This is a genomic window from Streptomyces sp. NPDC085937 (assembly GCF_044540535.1).
Lineage (GTDB): Bacteria > Actinomycetota > Actinomycetes > Streptomycetales > Streptomycetaceae > Streptomyces.
Map to the genome: position 1 here is coordinate 245,041 of NZ_JBITSH010000004.1, position 19,855 is coordinate 264,895.

A 19,855-nucleotide genomic window follows, 5' to 3' on the forward strand; every position below is an offset into this window, starting at 1 on the left:
CTGTCGACGGTCGCGCTGTTCGAAGAGAGGGGTCAGAGCCGCGCTGGAAGCGGGTCACTGCACCCGTACGTGATCGGTTATGCAGGGGCCAGAATTTCTGTCGTCGGGCAGAACCGGCTTTCTGGTGTGCGTTTGGCTTGTTCATGCCCCCATCTGGTGGGAAGCAGGGGACCGGATCCGGTGATTGTGCCGCGACCTTCCGGCCTCGCCGGCATTTCCGGTGCTGGGTATCTGGTTGGCGCGCGGCGGTTTCGTCCGCCGTGGCCATCCCTGTGGTGCTGTAAGCGCCCTGGTTGGCCGCTGGTTCGCGGCCTCAGACACTCGTCTGCGTGAGTGCGCGGGCGGGATCGTCCAGAGCTCGGACGGCGGCGTACTTCACGCAGGGGCGGACGGGCCCGAGCACGGCCATGAGCCGTTGTGTGACGCGCGCCGCTTGACGGTCACGGGATTCCTCACCGTCATACGCCAGTTCTTCGACCGAGGGTCGGACGTGTAATCAGATGCGCTGTTTCAGCCAGTCAGGCATGCTCGGATCGTCGACCCCCCAGGACTCCTGTAGCGTCTCGTCCTCTTGCCAGGTGTTCTCGTCGCCGTCGAAGAACTTCTGTCTGTGGCACTTGTACTTGGCGACGGTGTCGCCTTCGAGTCTGTACTCGTTCCAGTAGTAGTTCTGCTTCCCGTAGCCGCTCCATTGCTTGGTCTTATAGATCGTCGTCATGAAGCCCGAGTGTAGCCAGGGTCAAGGCGCCTAGTTGAGGGATCTGGTCGGTATCGACGCCCCTCGGCCGGAGCGCTGGCGCACCCCCACGACCGTGGCGTCCAACGCGTACTTGTGACCGTGCAGGCCGGTCTTGGTGAGGAGCTTGCGCGCCTGGCCGGTGCGGTGGCCTCGCCGGGTGGGACGGTGTTGACGCGCGAGACGGCGTAGTCGAACTGCTTCTGGAGGACCCGTTAACGAGGCGTCAGCCGAGCTTGCCGCGTCACCGCCCAGAGTCGCCCCCTTGGCGTTGACCGCCCGCTCGACCATCGGACCGTGCTCCGCCTCCGCGGCGGCGATCAGTTCACGCAGACGCTCCCGCTCCAGTTCCCGCTGGAAGAGAAGAAGAGGCTCTCGACGTAGGCGACATGCCGCGTCGGCCGGTGCGCTGCTTCAAGTGTGCGGGTGTATGTCCCCGGTCACCGCCGCTGGTTGATTGCTGGTTCCGGCCCGCTCAACCGACGTTCCCCGTCACATCGGCGTGGGAGGATGCGAGGAGTGTGAAAGGGGCACGGGGTGGGGCGGGGTGAGCGGGACGTCGTTGTGAGGGGAGCGCGGCTCCACGAGGCGGCGCTGGCGGTGGCCGCCGACCACGGCAAGGCCGTCGACGCGGTGAGGACGGCGCTGCGGCCGCTCCAGGACGCGGCGGTGAAGCGGGAGCTCGACACCATCCCCGTCGCCCGGCTGCAGGACGTCACCGAAGGACGCCTGCGGCTGGGGAACGTGGAGGGCAGCGGCCTGCGCACGGTGGGCAGCGTCCTCGAAGCGGGCCCCTACCGGCTGCGCCAAATCCCCGGGGTGGGGCAGCGCACGGTCGATCAGATGCTCGCCGCGGCTCGCCGGCTCTCCGAGGCCGTGCACGAGACGGTGGCCGTCCACCTGGACGTCGACAGGCCGGAGCCCAGCACCACCGCACTGGTCATCGCCCTGCACGTCCTGGTGGAAGCGGGACCCGAGGCCCGGCGCGCGGTGGACAGGGCCTCGGCCCTGTCGGAGCGGCTCGGCCCGCTGCTGGCCGAGGCGCGGCCCGCCGCCGGACGCATCAGGATGCTTCTGGCCGGCCAGGAGAAGAGGGCGCGCGCCCTCGCGGCGGTCGACGAGATCCGCTCGCTGGTGGAGGAGGCCGAGCAGGGGGGCCTGCCCGAGCTGCTCGCCCAGACATCGGTGGACCTGCTGCGCGGCTCCCCGTCCGACGTCGCGGCCTGGGTGGACTTCGAACTCCGTTCCGCCGAGTACTACAGCCTCCTCGCCGAGATCGCCGGCCGGCCGCCCGACACGGCCGCCGCCGAGGGCTTCCTGCCGGAGGAGATCGCCGAGCGGGTACGGACCCAGCGCCTCGACGACACGCACCGCCGGGTCTCCCTGCGTGGCTACCAGGCGTTCGGTGCGCGCTTCGCCCTCGCCCAGCGCAAGGTGATACTCGGCGACGAGATGGGTCTCGGGAAGACCATCCAGGCGATCGCCGTGCTGGCCCACCTGGCCGCCGAAGGGCAGAGCCACTTCATGGTCGTCTGTCCGGCGAGCGTCCTCGTGAACTGGACCCGGGAGATCGAGGCCCGTAGCGCCCTGCGCGTCACGGTGCTCCACGGTCCCGACCGGCACGACGCGTTCGCGGACTGGAAGGGCCGGGGCGGGGTGGGCGTGACCACGTTCGACGCACTGCGCGGCTTCCCGGCGCCCGGCGGCGGGGAGGTCGGCCTGCTCGTCGTCGACGAGGCGCACTCCGTGAAGAACCCCAGGGCCAAGCGGTCCGAGACGGTCGCACTGTGGACCGACCGCTGTGAGCGCGGCCTCTTCATGACCGGGACCCCGATGGAGAACCGGGCCGCGGAGTTCCGCAACCTGGTCCGGATGCTCGACGCGAAGGTCGCGGACTCCCTGGGCGAGCGAGGCGCCCTGGTGGGATCGGTCGCCTTCCGCAGGACCGTCGCCCCGGTCTACCTGAGGCGCAACCAGGAGGACGTGCTGACCGAACTCCCCAGTCTGCAGCGGACCGACGAGTGGGAGGAGCTGAGCGCGGCGGACGAGGAGGCGTACCGCGAAGCCGTGCACGCCGGCAACTTCATGGCGATGCGCAGGGCCGCGTACGCACGCCCCGAGAAGTCGGCCAAGCTGGCCCGCCTCCGCGAGATCGTCCAGGAGGCCGGCGAGAACGGGCAGAAGACGGTGGTCTTCTCCTACTTCAAGGACGTGCTGGCCGTGGTGGAGGCAGCGCTGGCCACGGACCCCGCTGCCGGCGCCGCGGTGTTCGGCCCGCTCACCGGAGGCGTCCCGGCGGCACGGAGGCAGCAGATCGTCGACGACTTCGCCGGTGTGCACGGGCCGGCGGTGCTTCTGGCGCAGGTGCAGGCGGCCGGCGTGGGCCTCAACATGCAGGCCGCCTCCGTCGTCGTCATCTGCGAACCGCAGATCAAGCCGACCATCGAGCACCAGGCGGTCGCCCGGGCCCACCGCATGGGCCAGGTCAGGCCGGTACGCGTGCACCGCCTGCTCGCCACCGGGGGAGTGGACGAACGCATGGTGACGATGCTGGAGAAGAAGACCCGCCTGTTCGATGCCTACGCCCGCCGCAGCGCCGTGGCCGAAGCGACCCCGGACGCGGTCGACGTGTCGGACACCGAGCTGGCCCGCCGCATCGTCGAGGAGGAGCAGGCCCGCCTGGGCCTGACGGACGGGACCGTCACGGCACCCGATCAAGAGGCCCTTCGCTCCAGCTGAGGGGCCTCTCGGTCCGCAGCACCGGCTGGGTGCGGCCGACCGCACGCCTGCATACTCGGGCCGTGGACTGGGGCGGTATGTGCGACTGTTGCGGGGATGTCGATCGTGTTCCCGAGTTGCTGGGGCGGGTCTTCCGCTTTCTGCTGGCGACCGAGGAGCAGTACCACTGAAGTGCCGTCCTCGGGGACTTCTCGGACGATTTATACGAGGTCGCCTGCCCGCACTGCGCCGTCGACGTGACGATCGCCATCGGCGCGTACGGGCGCTACTCGGCGATCCGGGACTGGAACCTCGGGGACGTGGACCGGCGCGACCTGAGGCCCGCGGACCCTGCGGCCCTCTCCGGCGTCGGACGGCGGATGCACGCGACGGCCGTCCGAGGTGGTCAGGGCCCCTTCGCCGACGGCATCGCCCACCTCTTCGGCCACGCCGAATGCCCCCCGCTGCGCCTGCGTCTTCGACATCGCCGAGGAGTACACGTCCGCCCACCTTCCGGTGATGCGAGGGGTGGACCGACCAAGGTGTTACTGACCTCGATGTTACTAACCTGCATGTCAGTGACGATGGCGTGCGTTACAGGCGGGGATGCGTGGCAGGACGATGTGCCAGTGGGTTCCCGTGCCTCCTGCCGGGTGGCCATGAGTTCACAGCGTCGCGGGACGCCCCCGTGAGCCGGCCTGCGATCGGCGGCCCAGCTCGGCGGCGGGCCTCCACCCGTGGGAGGTCAGCGATGCGCCGCCCGTAGCGCGCACTCCGCCGCCGCCAGCACCGTGCGGGACTGGAGGTCCACCTGGTCGCGTACCGGGACCCAGCGCAGGGCCAGGGCCTGCGCGAAGGCCGCGCACCAGGCCGTGAAGAGGGCGTGCAGCTCGTCGTGGAGGGCGGGGGCGGCCGGGTCGTCCGAGGCAGACAGCAGGCGCAGCAGGAGCCCCGCCGCGCGGAGCGGCTGGCGGCGGGCCACCACGTCCAGGGCGCACACCTGCGAGGTGGTCAGCGGCTCCGAACCCTCGGCGGCCTGCCGGGCCAACGGCTCCCAGGAGTCGGCGACCAGGTCGTACAGGCCGTCCGCCATCCACTCCAGTACGCGCCGGGGCGCGCTCTCCTCCGCAGGCGGCAGCAGCCCGCGCGCCTTGTCGAGGACCGCGGTCACCTGCTCGCCGCCGTCCCGCACCAGCCGGGACAGGCCACGCAGGGCGCGTACGGCGTCGGGGTGCGGGGACGGGGCGTCGGCCAGGGCGCTCGCCCACATGGGCACCTCGACGATGGCCGTGACACCGCCGTACCGCTGCGGCGCGCACCACGTGGACCGGCCGATGTTCTCGGAACCGGCGGCCAGCCGGCCGGTGCCCTCCGGCGGCGGGAGGACGTGCACGCCGGGGGCGGGGTTCTCCCAGTACAGGGCGTCGAACGTGCCGTGCTGGACGGGGACGGAGAGGTCGGCGGCCGCCGTGTGGAAGGGGGCGGCGAGGCTCGGGAGGGCGTCCGTCAGCTGGACGAAGGTGCCGCCGGCCTCGATGCCGTGCAGGGAACACTGCAGAACCGGCCGGTGGGTGTCGATCAGGTCGAACACGGCCTGGCTCTCCGGGAGATGCCGCGGCACGATCGGCGCCCACTCGGGCTGCTCCGCCGCGACCGGTCGGAACGCGCTGCGGAAGTAGTGCTCCAAGGAGGGGTCGGGGCCGGCCGTGGCATCCTCGATGCCCTCGCTCAGCGCCGCGCCGTCCGGGTCCAGGCACAGCACGAAGTCCCAGGTGACGCGCGCGGGGTCGGTCGCCGCGGTGCGTCCGTCGCCGCGTGCCACCCGCTCGGCCAGCGCGAGCGCCGTCGCGGCCCCGACCGGCTCGTCGGGGTGCGGCCGGGCGACCACCAGGACGTGGTGCGGCCCGTGGCCGACGGAGAGCATCTCCAGGGGGCGGCCGGCGCGGGACGTGCCGACACGGCGCAGGCGGCCGGCGCCCGGACAGCGGGCGACCAGCCGCCGCGCCGACGCGGAGACGTCCGCGACCGTCAGGTAGCGGTCCATCCTGAGCACCCGTCAGGCGCCGCCGTTGCCACCGCTGTCGCCGGTGGTCTCCTTCTTGTCCAGCGGACGGATCTCGATCTTGTTCGCCATGCCGTTCCTCCCCCGACCGTTGCCTCACGAGGCCTAGAAGTACGACAGCCAGCGTTCGTCCGCCGGGCCATCCTTGTCAACGGGGCTCAAGGGGACGGTGGTTCAGGCACGCGCGCCCCAACCGGGGCGTCAGACCAGTTCCGGCCGTGCGTCCGGGGACCCGGGCGACTCCGGGGTCTCTCTCGACTCCGGTGACTCCGGTGACTCGGGGGACGACGGGGACCCGGCCGTCTTCCGGAGTTCGATCGACGTCGCCGGGTCCGCGGCCTCCGTCGGCTCGACCGACTCGGCAGCCACCGCCGGTTCCATCACCGCCAGGCCCATCACCGCCGGTTCCATCACCGCCGGCTCCACCGCCTCCGGTGCCGACCGAGGTCCCGGGACGGGCGCCTCCGTGTCCTGCCCCCGTGCCGTACGGACGTACGCGTAGATCACGGTGCCCGTCGCCAGGACGAGGAGCGGGCCGTACAGCCACGGGCGGGCGGCCAGCTCCACCGGCATCCAGCGGTACGCCGACAGCAGCGCGGCGAAGACCGCGGAGCCGAGGACGACCAGCCGGACGGCGGACCGGTTCCAGCCGTGTGCGGAGCACCGCACCGCCGTCTCGATGGTCAGCGCGAACACCACGCCGGCGAGCAGGTCGGCGCCGTAGTGATAGCCGAAGCCCAGCGTCGCGGAGAGTGTGCCGACCAGCCAGAACGTGCCCGCGTACCGCATCGCCCGGGACCCCTGGCGGGTGTGCACGAAGAGCGTGACGGCCCAGGCGGTGTGCAGGCTGGGCATGCAGTTGCGCGGGGTGAAGTCGTCGAACGGGATGGGCTGCGGGCCGGTGACCGGGGGCAGCGTGTCCGGCCAGAGGTTCGCCACCGCGTAGGCGCCGCCGTCGGCACCGTAGGCGAAGATCGGGCCGACGACCGGGAAGATCATGTAGATCGCCGGGCCGAGCAGGCCTATCACGAGGAACGTGCGCACCAGGTGGTGGGCGGGGAAGCGGCGGTCCACGGCCACCCGGCGCAGCTGGTAGAGGCCGACGAGGGCGGCGGCCAGCGGGAGCTGGCCGTAGACCACGTGCAGGACGCCCGTGCTGACCGGCGCGGTGGCCTCCAGCAGGCGGCCCATCATCCAGGACGGATCGCCCAGGGCGTGGTCCGCGGCCGCCACGTAGGCGTCGAGCACGGTCGGCCGGGTCTCCGAGGTGATCAGCAGCCAGGTGTCACCGGTCTTGTGGCCGGCCACCAGCAGCAGACCGAGACCGGCGCCCTTCAGCAGCAGCGCGCGCTCACGCCCGGTGCGCCGGGTGAGGCCGAGGACCGCGCAGCCCAGGACCACCCACAGCGCGCCGTTGCCGAAGTTCAGGTCGGCGCCGGCCGCCCATCGGACCAGGAAGAAGACGATGTCCACGCCGGCGGCGACGCCCAGCGCGATCAGCCGCTGCCGCCAGGTGAGCACCACCATGGTCAGCGCCAGCCCGCCGTACAGCAGCGGACCCGACTCGGGCTTGAAGATCACTTCCCGGGACTGCTCGGTGATCGGTCCCGAGAAACCGTAGCCGCGCGCCACTATCTCCAGCGCGACGAGGAAGCCGAGCGTCACCGCACCCGCCGCGGTCCACAGGACCACGCGGGGCCGGCGCCACGCGGCGGGCTGCGTCCCGCGGTCGTCCCGCGGCGGTGTTCGAGTCGGTTCGGTTATCAACTGTTCGGCCTATGTCTTCGTTTTGTGCGCACGTGGCACATCGCGCTGAGGGGCAGGGTCGTCCGGTGGTCAGCCGGTGAATGAGGACATCCGTGGTGAGTTCGAACATGTTAACGGGGGTGTGGGCGGAGTCCATGGGCTGCCTGTGCCGCATCTGCGCCCGGCGCCCGGCGCTCTGCGCGCGGTGCCCGGTCCCCTGCGCGCGGTGCCCGGTCCCCTGCGTCAGGCGCCCGGTGTCCGGTGTCCGGATCGGAACGGCGAAGTCCGTACGTCGCCGAGGCGCCCTTGTGCAATTCCTGTAGAACCCTCAATCTTTCGGCTGACGCACACGGCCGCGTCGGCCGCCCTTGTCATGCTCCCGACATAAAACGGCCGTCGCACGCCGACCCGTGCGTCACCGCACCACCCCCCACACAGAACGCGCACCACCGACTGAGGAGGAACCCTCACATGGCAGTGATGCGTCACCCCCGGCGAAGACTGGCCACCCTCGGTGCCGCGGCCTCCGTGGCACTCGTCGCGGGCCTGGTCTCCGCACTCCCCGCGGGGGCGGCAGCGCCCGCTCCCGAAGGCAGCATCCAGTACGCGGGCGCCGCCAACGCCGTCGCCGACAGCTACATCGTGACCCTGAAGGCCGACGAGGCCCGCTCGACCACCACCAAGGGCCGGGCCCTGGCGGAGAAGTACGGCGCCGACATCGAGCGCACCTACAGCAAGGCGCTCAACGGCTACGAGATCGAGGCGTCCGAGGCCGAGGCGAAGCGTCTCGCCGCCGACCCGGCCGTCGCCTCCGTGGTGCAGAACCGCACCTTCACGATCACCGCGACCCAGTCCAACCCGCCCTCCTGGGGCCTGGACCGCATCGACCAGCGCAACCGGCCGGTCAACCGTGCCTACACCTACCCGGACTCGGCCGGGCAGGGCGTGACGGCGTACATCATCGACACGGGCGTCCGGATCAGCCACAGCGACTTCGGCGGCCGCGCGTCCAACGGCTACGACGCCGTGGACGGCGACAACGTCGCCCAGGACGGCAACGGCCACGGCACGCACGTCGCCGGCACCGTCGCGGGCACCTCCTACGGCGTCGCCAAGAAGGCGAAGATCGTCGGCGTCCGGGTGCTGAACAACTCCGGCTCCGGCACCACCGCCCAGGTCGTCGCCGGCATCGACTGGGTGGCGCGCAACGCGGTCAAGCCGGCCGTCGCCAACATGTCGCTCGGCGGCGGCGCCGACAGCACGCTCGACGCGGCCGTCCGCAACGCCGTCTCGGCCGGCGTCACCTTCGTCGTCGCGGCCGGCAACGAGTCCACCAACGCCTCCACCAAGTCCCCGGCCCGGGTGACCGAGGCGATCACGGTCGGCGCCACCACCTCCACCGACGCCCGCGCCGGCTACTCCAACTACGGCTCGGTGGTGGACCTGTTCGCGCCCGGCTCCTCCATCACCTCCGCCTGGCGCACCAGCGACTCGGCCACCAACACCATCTCCGGCACCTCCATGGCGAGCCCGCACGTCGCCGGTGCCGCGGCCCTGTACCTGGCCGGGAACCCGTCGGCCACCCCGGCCCAGGTCTCGTCCGCGCTGACCTCCGCCGCCACCACCGGTGTGGTCGGCAGCCCGGGCAGCGGCTCGCCCAACCGCCTGCTGTACGTGGGCTGAGCGGACCGGTACCGGCGCGGTCGCGCGCGCCTTCCGGTCCGGCGGGACCGGAAGCCCTGCCCCCGGGGGACGTCCCCTGGGGGCAGGGCCTGTCCCCAGGGGAGGCATCCCCGGGGGCGGTGTGCACCCTCGTCCGCTTACGATGCGCCTCGTGTCGATACCTCCGCCCCCCGGGCCGCAGCACCAAGGCGGCGCCCAGCCGCCGCAGTTCCCCCACCAGGGCTGGCCCGGTCCCGCGCCGTACGGTCTCTACGGTCCGTACGGGCCCCGGCCGCCCGCCGCCGTCAACGGTGTCGCCATCGCGGCCCTGGTGCTCGGTCTGCTGTGCTTCCTGCCCGCCTTCGGGCTGGTGCTGGGCCTGATCGCGCTGCGGCAGATCAAACGGCGGGGCGAGCGCGGGCTGGGGATGGCGGTCACCGGGATCGTGATGTCGTCGCTCGGGCTCGTGCTGTGGGCCGTGTCGCTCGCCAGCGGTGTCGCGGTGGACGCCTGGGTGGGCTTCAGGGACGGGACGAGCGGCAACAGCGTCCTCTCGCTGCGCAAGGGTGACTGCTTCACCTCGCCCGGCGGACTGGAGGGGTGGACCACGGAGGTCGACCGGGTGCCCTGCGCCGACCGGCACGACGGTGAGGTCTTCGCCCTCGTCACCGTCCCCGAAGGCGACTTCCCCGGGGACGACCGCCTCGTCGACATGGGGGAGGACCGGTGCTACGAGCTGCAGGACGCCTATGTGCGGGACAGCTGGGCCCTGCCCGGTGAGGTCGGCGTCTACTACTTCGCCCCGTCGCGGCAGAGCTGGGCCTTCGGTGACCGCTCCATTGCCTGTGTGCTGGGCCGCGAGGACGGGAGCCGCTTCGCCGGTTCGCTGCGCAGTGACGAGACCACGCTCGACGCCCACCAACTGGCCTATCTGGAGGCGGCGGAGGTGCTCAACGCCGCGCTGGACGAGGTGCCCGTCTCCGACTACCCGGACGACGACGTGAGCGACGACCGGGAGTGGGCCGGACAGGTCGAGGAGGCCCTCGCCGAGCAGATCCGGCAGCTGCGCGCGCACGCGTGGCCGGCCGCGGCGCAGCAGCCGGTGGAGGACCTGATCGCGGACCTCGGGAAGGCGCGCGCCGCCTGGGGGAAGGCGGCGGACACCACCGACCCGGACGGCTACTGGCTGCGTGAGGAGAAGGCCTGGGAGCTGACCGACCCCGCTCAGTCCGTCACCACCCGCGAAGCTCTGGGCCTGGCCTCCTCGCCGCCCGACTACGACGAGGACGCCGAGCGCGAGCCGGAAGCCGGCGACATGCAGGTGTGAGCGCGCCCATAGCGGGGAGAAAGTGCCTGCGTAAAGCCCTCACGCGGCAGAAGTCATCACATCGAGTGATTGTTTGGCCTGTGCTTGCTTCGGACAACCCAGGGTTGCCACTCTGTTGCTGTCTGTACAAGCTGATGGGAGTGGCCAGTGACATTCGGTGAGCAGCCGGCGTACTTGCGCGTCGCGGGTGATCTCCGACAGAAGATCGTCGACGGTCTGCTGCCGCCCCACACCCGGCTCCCCTCCCAGGCCCGCATCCGCGAGGAGTACGGCGTCTCGGACACGGTGGCGCTGGAGGCGCGCAAGGTGCTGATGGCCGAAGGGCTCGTCGAGGGCCGCTCGGGCTCGGGGACGTACGTGCGTGAGCGGCCCGAGCCCCGGCGGGTGGCCCGCTCCGGGTTCCGCCCGGAGCGGGGGGCGACGCCCTTCCGTCAGGAGCAGGCCGACATCGGCGTGCGGGGCACCTGGGAGTCCAGCAGCGAGCAGACGGACGCCTGCGTGGACGTCGCCCAGCGGCTCGGTGTGGACCCCGGGGACCGCGTGATGCGCACCACGTACCTCTTCCGGGAGGCCGGTGAGCCGATGATGCTCTCCACCTCCTGGGAGCCGCTGGCGCTCACCGGCCGGACGCCCGTGATGCTGCCCGAGGAGGGCCCGCTGGGCGGCATGGGCGTCGTCGAGCGCATGCGCGCCATCGACGTGATCGTGGACAACGTGACGGAGGAGGTCGGCGCCCGCCCCGGCCTCGCGGAGGAGCTGGTGCTGCTCGGCGGTGTCCCGGGCCATGTCGTCCTGGTCATCCAGCGCACCTACTTCGCCTCGGGCCGCCCGGTGGAGACCGCCGACGTCGTCATCCCCGCGGACCGCTACCGCGCCGCGTACCACCTGCCGGTGAAGTAGGCAGCCCCGAGCGGAAGTCGCACGCCCCGCCCGGCATGCCCCGCCCGGCGGGCTCGCGACGGACTGGAGGGCCCTCCTGAGGGGCCGTCAGTCGATCCGGGGCCTCTTCCGCGCCTCCCCATCCGCCCCATCACCCCCTCGCGCTCCCCTCCGCGCCCCGCGCCCTGCCTCCGCTCCGGCGCACCGCGTGTGCCGCAACCGCTTGCCGGACGAAGCAATCTGGCCGTTCTCGCAGGTCGCCCCTGGGGCCGGGCAAGGCCGCACATACGCCGCTGACCGGACACGTCGGTCCCCGCGCACGGCGCATCCGCCACCGTGCGCCCCCTCCGTGCTGGCCGGTTGCGTGCCTCCTTGTGAAAACCCGTATTCGCTCAGTGAAGGTAAGGCGTAGGCTCGGGCATATGCGGACTGCGGTTTCCTTACCGGGCGGGGCGCGGCACTGGCCGCGGAAGGCAAGTGGAGGGGAGCGATGAGCGACGGCACGGTGACTCTTCCCTGGCTCGTCGTGCGTCAGGACGACAACGGCAACCGCTACCGGGTGGGCCGGTACGCGACCCGCGCCGAGGCGGAGAAGATCGCGGACAGCCTCGACGGCCGCGGCCACAAACAGCTCTACTGGGTCGAGCGCATCGGCCAGAACGGCGCCTCCGCCCACTGACGCGCACCGGAACGCCGGCCGGAGGCCGTGGAGCGGGCCGGGCGCCCGCCGCCGGGCCGCCGCGCCCGGTGATGCGGCCCAGGGCCGCGCCCGTAGCCTCCGGGGAAGGCCGCGTCCGTGCTCCCGTTAGGGTCCTCACGTGAGCCGGACGACGAAGGCGGAGTGATGTCGACCCTGATCGACACGGTGGCGTGGGTGCGTATCGAAGGCGGCAGGATCCTCTGCGCGCGACCACGGGGCAAGGGCGTCTTCTACATCCCGGGCGGCAAGCGGGAAGGCGCCGAGACCGACGTGGAGACGCTGCTGCGCGAGATCAAGGAGGAGCTGACGGTGCTCCTCGACCCGGCCACCGCGGTGCACGTGGGCACGTACGAGGCCGAGGTGCCCGGCGCCCCGGACGGCACGGTGGTGCGGATGAGCTGCTACACCGCCGAGTACGCGGGGACGTTGGCCGCGAGCAGCGAGATCGACGAGATCGCCTGGTTCTCGTACGCGGACCGGGCCCAGGTGCCCCCGGTCGACCAGCTGCTGTTCGACGACCTCCGGGCCGGCGGTGCGCTGGGCGGGTGAGCGCGACCGCGGCGCGCGGACGTGAAGATGACGGCCCGTGGGCGCCCGCGATGCGCCGGTGCCGCCGGCCCCACGCCGTTGTGCGCGGTATCTCCCGTGAATAACGGGTACGTGCCTAGTGACCACATGGAACCAGACACTGGAACCGGACACGGTCGGACTGCCTGGCTCGCTCGGCGAGGAGGTGATCCGTGTGACCGACACCGACACGGACCGGGTCACGTGGACGTTCACCACGGACCTCGGCGCCGTGCACACCGCCCGCTGCGCCGTGCGGGACCAGCTCGGCGCGTGGCACCTCGACACCCTCTCGGACGTGGCCGCGCTGCTGGTCAGTGAACTGGTCACCAACGCCCTGCGGTACGCCACCGGCCCCGTCGGCGTCTGCCTGACCAGGCCCTCCGTGCGCCCCGGAGTGCTCCTCGTCGAGGTGTCCGACCCGCTCCCCGACCCCCCGCGCGAACGCGCCGCCCGCCCCGACGACGAAGGGGGACGAGGACTGCAGCTCCTGGCCGTCTCCGCGTGCCGCTGGGGTCACCAGGCGGGACCGCGCGGCAAGACGGTGTGGTTCGAACTCGCGGTCCCGCGGTGAGGTCTCGCACGGTCGTTCGCGGGGGGATGCGCGCCCCCGTCGCACCGAGTGACCGGTTCCGGTCCGTGACGGTTGTCGGACTGGGGGATTCGACGACGTGTCCGCTGGTTAGAAGACTGGGAGTGTTCTCACGGCGCGGACCGAAAAGCATCGGGACCGTGCTGTGATCGTGAACACCGTGTTGTGCGGCGCCGTAGTGCTGGATACTGCGGGCAGCCGCCCCCGGTGACCGGTGCCGGACGCGGTGAGCTGGAGGGGACGGTTCGCGTGAGCGAGATACCAGCGAAGGCCACGGAGTCCGAGGACTCGACGGGAGGCTCGAGGAGCGAGGCCGCCGACGGCCTCGTGTCCGGCGATGCTCCGTCCGGTGACGCGATGTGGCAGACCGCCCCGCCCGGCTCCATGTACGACTACATCAAGGTCGCCTCCTTCTCCATCGGCCCCGACGGGCTGGTGGACCAGTGGAGCCTGCGCGCCGAGCAGATCTTCGGCATCCCCGCGGAGCGCGCCGTCGGTATGGACCCGATCGAGGCGTTCCTCGAACCCGTCCGCAGGGAGCGCGGCCAGCGCAAGATGGCCGAGATCCTCGACGGCCGGGAGTGGACGGGCGTGGTGCCGTTCCGGCTGCCCGCCGACCTGGCCGGGGACGAGCGCGAGCGGGAGGGCATCGCCGAGGTCTACGTCATGCCGACGCGGACCGAGGCGGGCGAGAAGGCCGCCGTCTGCATCGTCGTCGACGTCCGCACCCTGCGCCGTATCGAGACGGATCTGGCCGCCTCGCAGGCCATATTCGGCCAATCTCCCTTCGGCTTCCTGCTGATCGACCCCGACCTGCGGGTCCGCCGGGCCAACCAGCGGTTCGCGTCCCTCTTCGGCGGCACCCCGGACGACCACCGCGGCAAGGGGGTCCACGACTACCTGCCGCGCGGGGAGGCCGAGCGCGTCGCGGCGACCCTGCGCCGGGTGCTGGAGACCGGCGAGTCGATCACGGACATGCACGTCACCGGGTTCGTCCCGGGCTCCGACGAGCGCCGCCACTGGTCCGTCAACCTCTACCGCGTGCACAGCGGAAGCGGCCGTCCCATCGGCATCTCCTGGCTCGGCACGGACATCACCGCCCGGCGCGCCGCCGCCCGCGAGGCCGCCGCCGCGCGGCGCAATCTCGCCCTTCTCAACGAGGCGGGCGCGCGCATCGGCAACTCCCTCGACCTGGAGACCACCGCCCGCGAACTCCTCGACGTGGTGGTGCCCGGCTTCTGCGACCTGGCCACCGTCGACCTGTACCAGGGCCTGCTGGCCGGTGACGAGACCCCGCCGGGGCTCGCCGACGGCAGCGCCGAGGTGCGCCGGGTCGCCTTCGCCAGCGCCGTCTCCGACGGACCCTTCAGCGGCACCGGGGAGCCGGTGAAGCTGGGCGCCGTCCATCACTACCCCTTCAACTCGGCTTGCGCGGACGCCCTGCGCACCGCCCGCCCGCAGGCCGTGCCGGGCGAGGAGGGCGGCCTGGTGCAGTCCACGCTCGCGGTGCCGATGGTCGCCCACGACACCGTGGTGGGCCTCGCCCAGTTCGCCCGCACCAAGGGCAGCGAGCCGTTCGGGGACCGGGACCGTGACCTCGCCGTGGAACTGGCCGCGCGGGCCGCCGTCTGCATCGACAACGCCCGGCTGTACCGGCGCGAGCACGAACGCGCCTTGATACTGCAGCGGTCCCTGCTCCCGCCCGGCGACCCGGAGGCGTCCGGCCTGGACATCGCCTGCCGCTACCTCCCGGGCAACGCGGCGACCGGCCGGCCCAGCGAGGTCGGCGGCGACTGGTTCGACGTCATCGAACTGCCCGGCCACCGCACCGCCCTGGTCGTCGGCGACGTCATGGGCCGCGGCCTGCGCGCGGCCGTCGCCATGGGTGAACTGCGCACCGCCGTACGCACCCTGGCCCAGCTCGATCTCGAACCGGCCGAGGTGCTGTCCCAGTTGGACGAGATCGCCCGGGGTCTCGGCGCACCGGGCGGGCCCTCCCAGGCGTTCGCCGGAGGCGTCCAGCAGGCCACCCGCGCCGCCCGCCGTCCGCGCGAGGCGGACCTCTCCGAGGTCTACCTGGCCACCTGCGTCTACGCCGTGTACGACTCCGTCACCCGGCGCTGCACCTTCGCCAACGCGGGCCATCTGCCGCCCGTCCTGGTGGAGCCCGGCGAGACCGCGCTGATGCTGGACGTGCCGCCCGGCATGCCGCTCGGTGTCGGCGGGGAGCCCTTCGAGGAGGTGGAGGTCGAACTGCCCGAAGGCGCGCTGCTCGCGCTCTACACGGACGGACTGGTCGAAAGCCGCGATCACCCCCTCGACGAGGGTCTGCAGGCCTTCGTGGGCGCCCTCACGGACCCCTCCGCCCCGCTGGAGGACGTCTGCGACCACGTCCTCAACACGCTGGACACCCATCACGGCGAGGACGACATCGCCCTGCTGATGGCACGGGTGCAGGGCCTGCCCGCGGACTCCGTGGGCGACTGGACCCTGCCGCGCGAGCCGCGCAGCGTGGGCCGGGCCCGCGAGTACGCCCGCGCCCAGCTGCTGGCCTGGGACATGGAGCCCCTGGTCGACACCACGGAGCTGCTGGTCAGCGAGCTGGTCACCAACGCCCTGCGGTACGGCGAGGGGGAGATCAGACTCCGCCTGCTGCTCGACCGCACGCTGGTCTGCGAGGTCTGGGACTCCGGCCTGGTCCAGCCCCGCAGACGGCGGGCGCGCGACACCGACGAGGGCGGCCGTGGCCTCCAGCTCGTCGGGCTGCTCAGCGCCGCCTGGGGCTCACGGCGTACGCCCCGGGGCAAGACGGTGTGGTTCGAGCTGCCGCTGCCCGGTACCGACACCGCCCTCACCGACCCGGCGGAGGCGCTGCTCAGCCTGTTCTGACGCGTGTCGACCATGCCGTGACCCTTCGTGATCATGGTGTCCTGGCCGCAACCAGGACACCTGTTCTCCTCGTCCTCACCCGCAACATCCGACGACGAGGGGAACGGCCGCATGGACCACACGGAGTCGCGTGACGGGACGGCCGGTGCGGACGAGCGCACGGACGGCACGCAGCCCACGCCCGAGCCCGCGTCCGAACCCGCTCCCGAACCGACGCTCGAATCCGCGTGCGAGCCCGCGAAGAAGCGCCGCAGACCCTGGGTGCGCCGGGCCCGACGCACCGCCCTCGTGCTCGCGCTCCTGGTCGTCGTGCCGCTCCTCGCCATCGAGGCCACGCTGCGGGTCAACTACATGGGCGACCCGGCGGACGGCACCCACACCCGCAACCGGGACGCCATGTGGCTCGGGCACGCCTGGGTCGACGGGCGCAAGAAGGACGCGGACGTCACCGCCCTGGCCGGCCGCCTCAAGGACACCGGCATCCGGGACCTCTACGTCCACACCGGTCCCCTGGAGCACGACGGCACGCTGCCGAGGTCGGTCTACCCGCGCGCCCGCTGGTTCATCGACGCGGTGCACCGGGAACTGCCGGGCGTCCGCGTGCAGGCCTTCCTCGGGGACGTCCTCGCCAACGGCGGCCCCGACGGCCTGGAGCTGAGCGACGGCGCCACCCGCGACGAGGTGGTGCGCAGCGCCGGGCAGGTCCTGGACACCGGCTACGAGGGCGTCCACCTCGACCTGGAGCCCCTGCACTCCGACGACCAGGACTACCTCTCCCTGCTGGACGACCTGCGCGCCGTCACCCGCGCCCGGGACGCGCAGCTGTCCGTGGCCGCCCACCAGATCGACCCGCTGCCGCACCTGCACACGGTCGCCGGTTTCGTCGCCGACCACCCCAAGTGGTGGTCGCAGCGGTTCTTCGGGCAGGTGGCCCGGCGCGTCGACCAGATCGCCGTGATGTCGTACGACACCGCGCGCCTCTTCGAGAGCACCTACGGCGGGTACGTGGCCCAGCAGACCTCGCTCGCGCTGGAGGTCACCCCGCCCACCACCCACCTGCTGATGGGGCTGCCCTTCTACTACGAGAACAACCCCAGCCACTGGGGTCACGCCGAGACGGTCGCCGCCGCCGTGCGCGGTGCCCGGCTGGGTCTGTCCCGGACCGACCCCGACCGGGAGCTGTTCGGTCTCGCCCCGTACATCGACTTCGCGGCGACCGAGACCAACTGGAAGGAGTTCGAGGACGGCTGGGTCCGCTGACCCTTCAGGACCGGCGACGGATCTTGTTCCCCAGCCAGACCAGCGGGTCGTACTTGCGGTCCACCGCCCGTTCCTTCAGCGGGATCAGCGCGTTGTCGGTGATCTTGATGCCCTCGGGGCAGACCTCCGTGCAGCACTTGGTGATGTTGCAGTAGCCGAGGCCGTGGTCCTCCTGGGCCGCGCGCTTGCGGTCCAGGCCGGTGTCCTCGGCCGCGTCCAGCGGGTGCATGTCCAGTTCCGCGACCCGCATCAGGAAGCGCGGTCCGGCGAACGCCGGCTTGTTCTCCTCGTGGTCGCGGACGACATGGCAGGTGTCCTGGCACAGGAAGCACTCGATGCACTTGCGGAACTCCTGCGGCCGGTCCACGTCCTCCTGCATCATCCGGTACTCGCCCGGTCCGACCCCGGCCGGCGGCACGAACGCCGGGACCTCGCGCGCCTTGGTGTAGTTGAAGCCGACGTCCGTCACCAGGTCCCGGATCACCGGGAACGCCCGCAGCGGCGTCACGGTGATCGTCTCGTCCCGGTCGAACACCGACATGCGGGTCATGCACAGCAGCCGGGGGCGGCCGTTGATCTCCGCCGAGCACGAACCGCACTTGCCGGCCTTGCAGTTCCAGCGCACGGCGAGGTCGGGGGCCTGGGTGGCCTGGAGCCGGTGGATGATGTCGAGGACCACCTCGCCGTCGTTCACCTCGACCGCGAAGTCCTCCAGGCCGCCTCCGTCGACGTCCCCCCGCCACACCTTGAAACGGGCCTCGTAGCTGCTCACTCGTAGAGCTCCTCTTCGGCCAGGTACTTGACCAGCTCGTCCTTTTCGAACAGGGCGAGCAGGTCGGGGCGGATGGGTTCGGTGGTCTCACGGGTCAGGGTGATCCGGCCGCGCACGGCGTCCGTGGCGGCGAGACCGCCCGAGGGGTCGGTGAGCGAGCACAGCAGGTTGACGTTGCGCCAGGCGCGGTCCATGCCGGCGTGGTCCTCGCGGGTGTGGCCGCCGCGCGACTCGGTGCGCTCCAGCGCGGCCCGGGCCACACACTCGCTGACCAGCAGCATGTTCCGCAGGTCGAGCGCGAGGTGCCAGCCGGGGTTGAACTGCCGGTGGCCCTCCACGCCCGCGCGACGGGCCCGTGTCCGCAGCTCGGCCAGCTTCTCCAGGGCCTGCTCCATCTCGTGCTCGCGGCGGATGATGCCGACCAGGTCGTTCATCGTCTGCTGCAGTTCCTGGTGCACGGCGTAGGGGTTCTCCGGCGGTCCCTCGGCCGGTTCCTCGCCCTCCGCGGAGAATGGGCGCAGCGCCTCCGCGGCGGCCGTGTCGACCTCCGCGTCGTCGACCCGGGGGCGGGCGGAACCCGCGCCGCTCGCGTACTCGGCCGCGTGCCAGCCGGCCCGGCGGCCGAAGACCAGCAGGTCGGACAGCGAGTTGCCGCCGAGCCGGTTGGAGCCGTGCATACCGCCCGCGACCTCACCGGCGGCGAACAGCCCCGGCACCCCGCGCGCCGCCGCCGAGTCGGAGTCGACGGCGATGCCGCCCATCACGTAGTGGCAGGTCGGGCCCACCTCCATCGGCTCGGCCGTGATGTCGACGTCCGCCAGCTCCTTGAACTGGTGGTACATCGACGGCAGCCGGCGCCTGATCACCTCCGCCGGCATCCGCGTGGAGACGTCCAGGAAGACACCGCCGTGCGGGGAGCCGCGGCCGGCCTTGACCTCGGCGTTGATGGCGCGGGCGACCTCGTCGCGGGGGAGCAGTTCGGGCGGGCGGCGGTTGTGGTCCGGGTCGTCGTACCAGCGGTCCGCCTCCTCCTCGGACTGCGCGTACTTCTCCTTGAAGACGTCCGGGACGTAGTCGAACATGAACCGCTTGCCCTCGGAGTTGCGCAGCACCCCGCCGTCGCCGCGCACCGACTCGGTGACGAGGATGCCCTTCACCGACGGCGGCCAGACCATGCCGGTGGGGTGGAACTGCACGAACTCCATGTTCAGCAGCGGCGCCCCCGCGAGGAGCGCCAGCGCGTGCCCGTCGCCGGTGTACTCCCAGCTGTTCGACGTGACCTTGAAGGACTTCCCGATGCCTCCGGTCGCGATCACCACGGCCGGTGCCTCCAGGACGAAGAAGCGGCCCGACTCCCGCTCGTAGCCGAAGACGCCGCTGACCTCGTCACCGTCCTTCAGCACCCGCGTGACCGTGCACTCCTGGAAGACCTTCAGCCGGGACTCGTGGTCGCCGGTCTCCGCGTAGTCCTCCTGCTGGAGCGCGACGATCTTCTGCTGGAGGGTGCGGATCAGCTCCAGGCCCGTGCGGTCGCCCACGTGCGCGAGGCGCGGGTACTCGTGGCCGCCGAAGTTGCGCTGGGAGATCCGGCCGTCCTTCGTCCGGTCGAACAGCGCCCCCCAGGTCTCCAGCTCCCAGACCCGCTGCGGCGCCTCCTGGGCGTGCAGCTCGGCCATCCGCCACTGGTTGAGGAACTTGCCGCCGCGCAGGGTGTCACGGAAGTGCACCTGCCAGTTGTCCCCGGAGTTGACGTTGCCCATCGCCGCCGCGATGCCGCCCTCCGCCATCACGGTGTGCGCCTTGCCGAACAGCGACTTGCAGATCACGGCCGTACGGGCGCCCCGCTCGCGCGCCTCGATCGCGGCGCGCAGGCCCGCGCCACCGGCCCCGACCACGACGACGTCCCACTCCTGTCGGTCGACCACGGACATAGGTAAGGCCCCCA

Annotated in this window: 13 protein-coding genes and 1 pseudogene; 9 read left to right on the top strand and 5 right to left on the bottom strand. The window is 71.9% G+C overall.

Features of this window, described 5'->3' with window-relative positions:
- Window positions 1-496: 496 nt before the first annotated feature.
- Window positions 497-718 (bottom strand): hypothetical protein, encoded by a 222-nt coding sequence (locus ACIF8S_RS11245; RefSeq protein WP_399998766.1) that lies wholly within the window; start codon window positions 716-718, stop codon window positions 497-499.
- A gap of 555 nt (window positions 719-1,273) precedes the next feature.
- Between ACIF8S_RS11245 and ACIF8S_RS11250 the strand changes: the two genes are divergently transcribed.
- On the top strand, window positions 1,274-3,475 hold the full coding sequence (locus ACIF8S_RS11250; protein WP_399998767.1) for a DEAD/DEAH box helicase: 2,202 nt from the start codon (window positions 1,274-1,276) through the stop codon (window positions 3,473-3,475).
- A gap of 724 nt (window positions 3,476-4,199) precedes the next feature.
- On the opposite strand, the gene ACIF8S_RS11255 is transcribed toward ACIF8S_RS11250, so the two are convergent.
- Together ACIF8S_RS11255 and ACIF8S_RS11260 are read right to left on the bottom strand one after the other, a co-directional pair.
- Entirely contained in the window at window positions 4,200-5,498 is a 1,299-nt protein-coding gene (locus tag ACIF8S_RS11255) for a M14 family zinc carboxypeptidase (RefSeq protein WP_399998768.1), read from the bottom strand.
- A 219-nt stretch (window positions 5,499-5,717) separates the two neighbouring features.
- Window positions 5,718-7,208 (bottom strand): phosphatase PAP2 family protein, encoded by a 1,491-nt coding sequence (locus tag ACIF8S_RS11260; protein WP_399998769.1) that lies wholly within the window; start codon window positions 7,206-7,208, stop codon window positions 5,718-5,720.
- A 525-nt stretch (window positions 7,209-7,733) separates the two neighbouring features.
- Here ACIF8S_RS11260 and ACIF8S_RS11265 point away from each other — a divergent pair.
- The 8 genes and pseudogenes from ACIF8S_RS11265 to ACIF8S_RS11300 form a co-directional block, all read left to right on the top strand.
- Window positions 7,734-8,942: pseudogene (locus tag ACIF8S_RS11265) on the top strand (S8 family peptidase); the annotation flags it as partial.
- Window positions 8,943-9,087: 145 nt separating this feature from the next.
- A complete protein-coding gene (locus ACIF8S_RS11270) occupies window positions 9,088-10,251 on the top strand; it encodes a DUF4190 domain-containing protein (protein WP_399998771.1) in 1,164 nt (387 codons plus the stop codon).
- Window positions 10,252-10,398: 147 nt separating this feature from the next.
- Window positions 10,399-11,151 (top strand): GntR family transcriptional regulator, encoded by a 753-nt coding sequence (locus tag ACIF8S_RS11275; protein WP_399998772.1) that lies wholly within the window; start codon window positions 10,399-10,401, stop codon window positions 11,149-11,151.
- Between the two features lie 469 nt (window positions 11,152-11,620).
- Entirely contained in the window at window positions 11,621-11,809 is a 189-nt protein-coding gene (locus tag ACIF8S_RS11280; protein ID WP_145827176.1) for an SPOR domain-containing protein, read from the top strand.
- A 165-nt stretch (window positions 11,810-11,974) separates the two neighbouring features.
- Window positions 11,975-12,379 carry an NUDIX domain-containing protein gene (locus tag ACIF8S_RS11285; RefSeq protein ID WP_349798135.1) on the top strand — a complete coding sequence of 135 codons (405 nt, stop codon included), beginning with the start codon at window positions 11,975-11,977 and terminating at the stop codon, window positions 12,377-12,379.
- Between the two features lie 184 nt (window positions 12,380-12,563).
- Window positions 12,564-12,971, top strand: coding sequence for an ATP-binding protein (locus ACIF8S_RS11290; RefSeq protein ID WP_399999018.1), 408 nt, complete (start codon window positions 12,564-12,566; stop codon window positions 12,969-12,971).
- Window positions 12,972-13,238: 267 nt separating this feature from the next.
- Complete coding sequence (locus ACIF8S_RS11295; protein ID WP_349798137.1) at window positions 13,239-15,878, top strand: SpoIIE family protein phosphatase; 2,640 nt, start codon at window positions 13,239-13,241, stop codon at window positions 15,876-15,878.
- 111 nt (window positions 15,879-15,989) lie between these two features.
- Window positions 15,990-17,138 carry a glycoside hydrolase family 18 protein gene (locus tag ACIF8S_RS11300; RefSeq protein ID WP_399998773.1) on the top strand — a complete coding sequence of 383 codons (1,149 nt, stop codon included), beginning with the start codon at window positions 15,990-15,992 and terminating at the stop codon, window positions 17,136-17,138.
- A gap of 4 nt (window positions 17,139-17,142) precedes the next feature.
- On the opposite strand, the gene ACIF8S_RS11305 is transcribed toward ACIF8S_RS11300, so the two are convergent.
- The gene (locus ACIF8S_RS11305; protein ID WP_399998774.1) at window positions 17,143-17,910 is read right to left on the bottom strand and encodes a succinate dehydrogenase/fumarate reductase iron-sulfur subunit; all 768 of its coding nucleotides are present in this window, start codon (window positions 17,908-17,910) and stop codon (window positions 17,143-17,145) included.
- Complete coding sequence (locus ACIF8S_RS11310; RefSeq protein ID WP_399998775.1) at window positions 17,907-19,841, bottom strand: fumarate reductase/succinate dehydrogenase flavoprotein subunit; 1,935 nt, start codon at window positions 19,839-19,841, stop codon at window positions 17,907-17,909. The genes ACIF8S_RS11305 and ACIF8S_RS11310 overlap by 4 nt, the downstream gene beginning before the upstream one ends.
- Window positions 19,842-19,855: the final 14 nt, after the last annotated feature.

Coding starts and splice junctions, on each gene's coding strand:
- ACIF8S_RS11310 (WP_399998775.1), bottom strand. CDS start 19,841: ATGTCCGTGGTCGACCGACAGGAGTGGGACGTCGTCGTGGTCGGGGCC.
- ACIF8S_RS11285 (WP_349798135.1), top strand. CDS start 11,975: ATGTCGACCCTGATCGACACGGTGGCGTGGGTGCGTATCGAAGGCGGC.
- ACIF8S_RS11245 (WP_399998766.1), bottom strand. CDS start 718: ATGACGACGATCTATAAGACCAAGCAATGGAGCGGCTACGGGAAGCAG.
- ACIF8S_RS11270 (WP_399998771.1), top strand. CDS start 9,088: ATGCGCCTCGTGTCGATACCTCCGCCCCCCGGGCCGCAGCACCAAGGC.
- ACIF8S_RS11255 (WP_399998768.1), bottom strand. CDS start 5,498: ATGGACCGCTACCTGACGGTCGCGGACGTCTCCGCGTCGGCGCGGCGG.
- ACIF8S_RS11280 (WP_145827176.1), top strand. CDS start 11,621: ATGAGCGACGGCACGGTGACTCTTCCCTGGCTCGTCGTGCGTCAGGAC.
- ACIF8S_RS11300 (WP_399998773.1), top strand. CDS start 15,990: ATGGACCACACGGAGTCGCGTGACGGGACGGCCGGTGCGGACGAGCGC.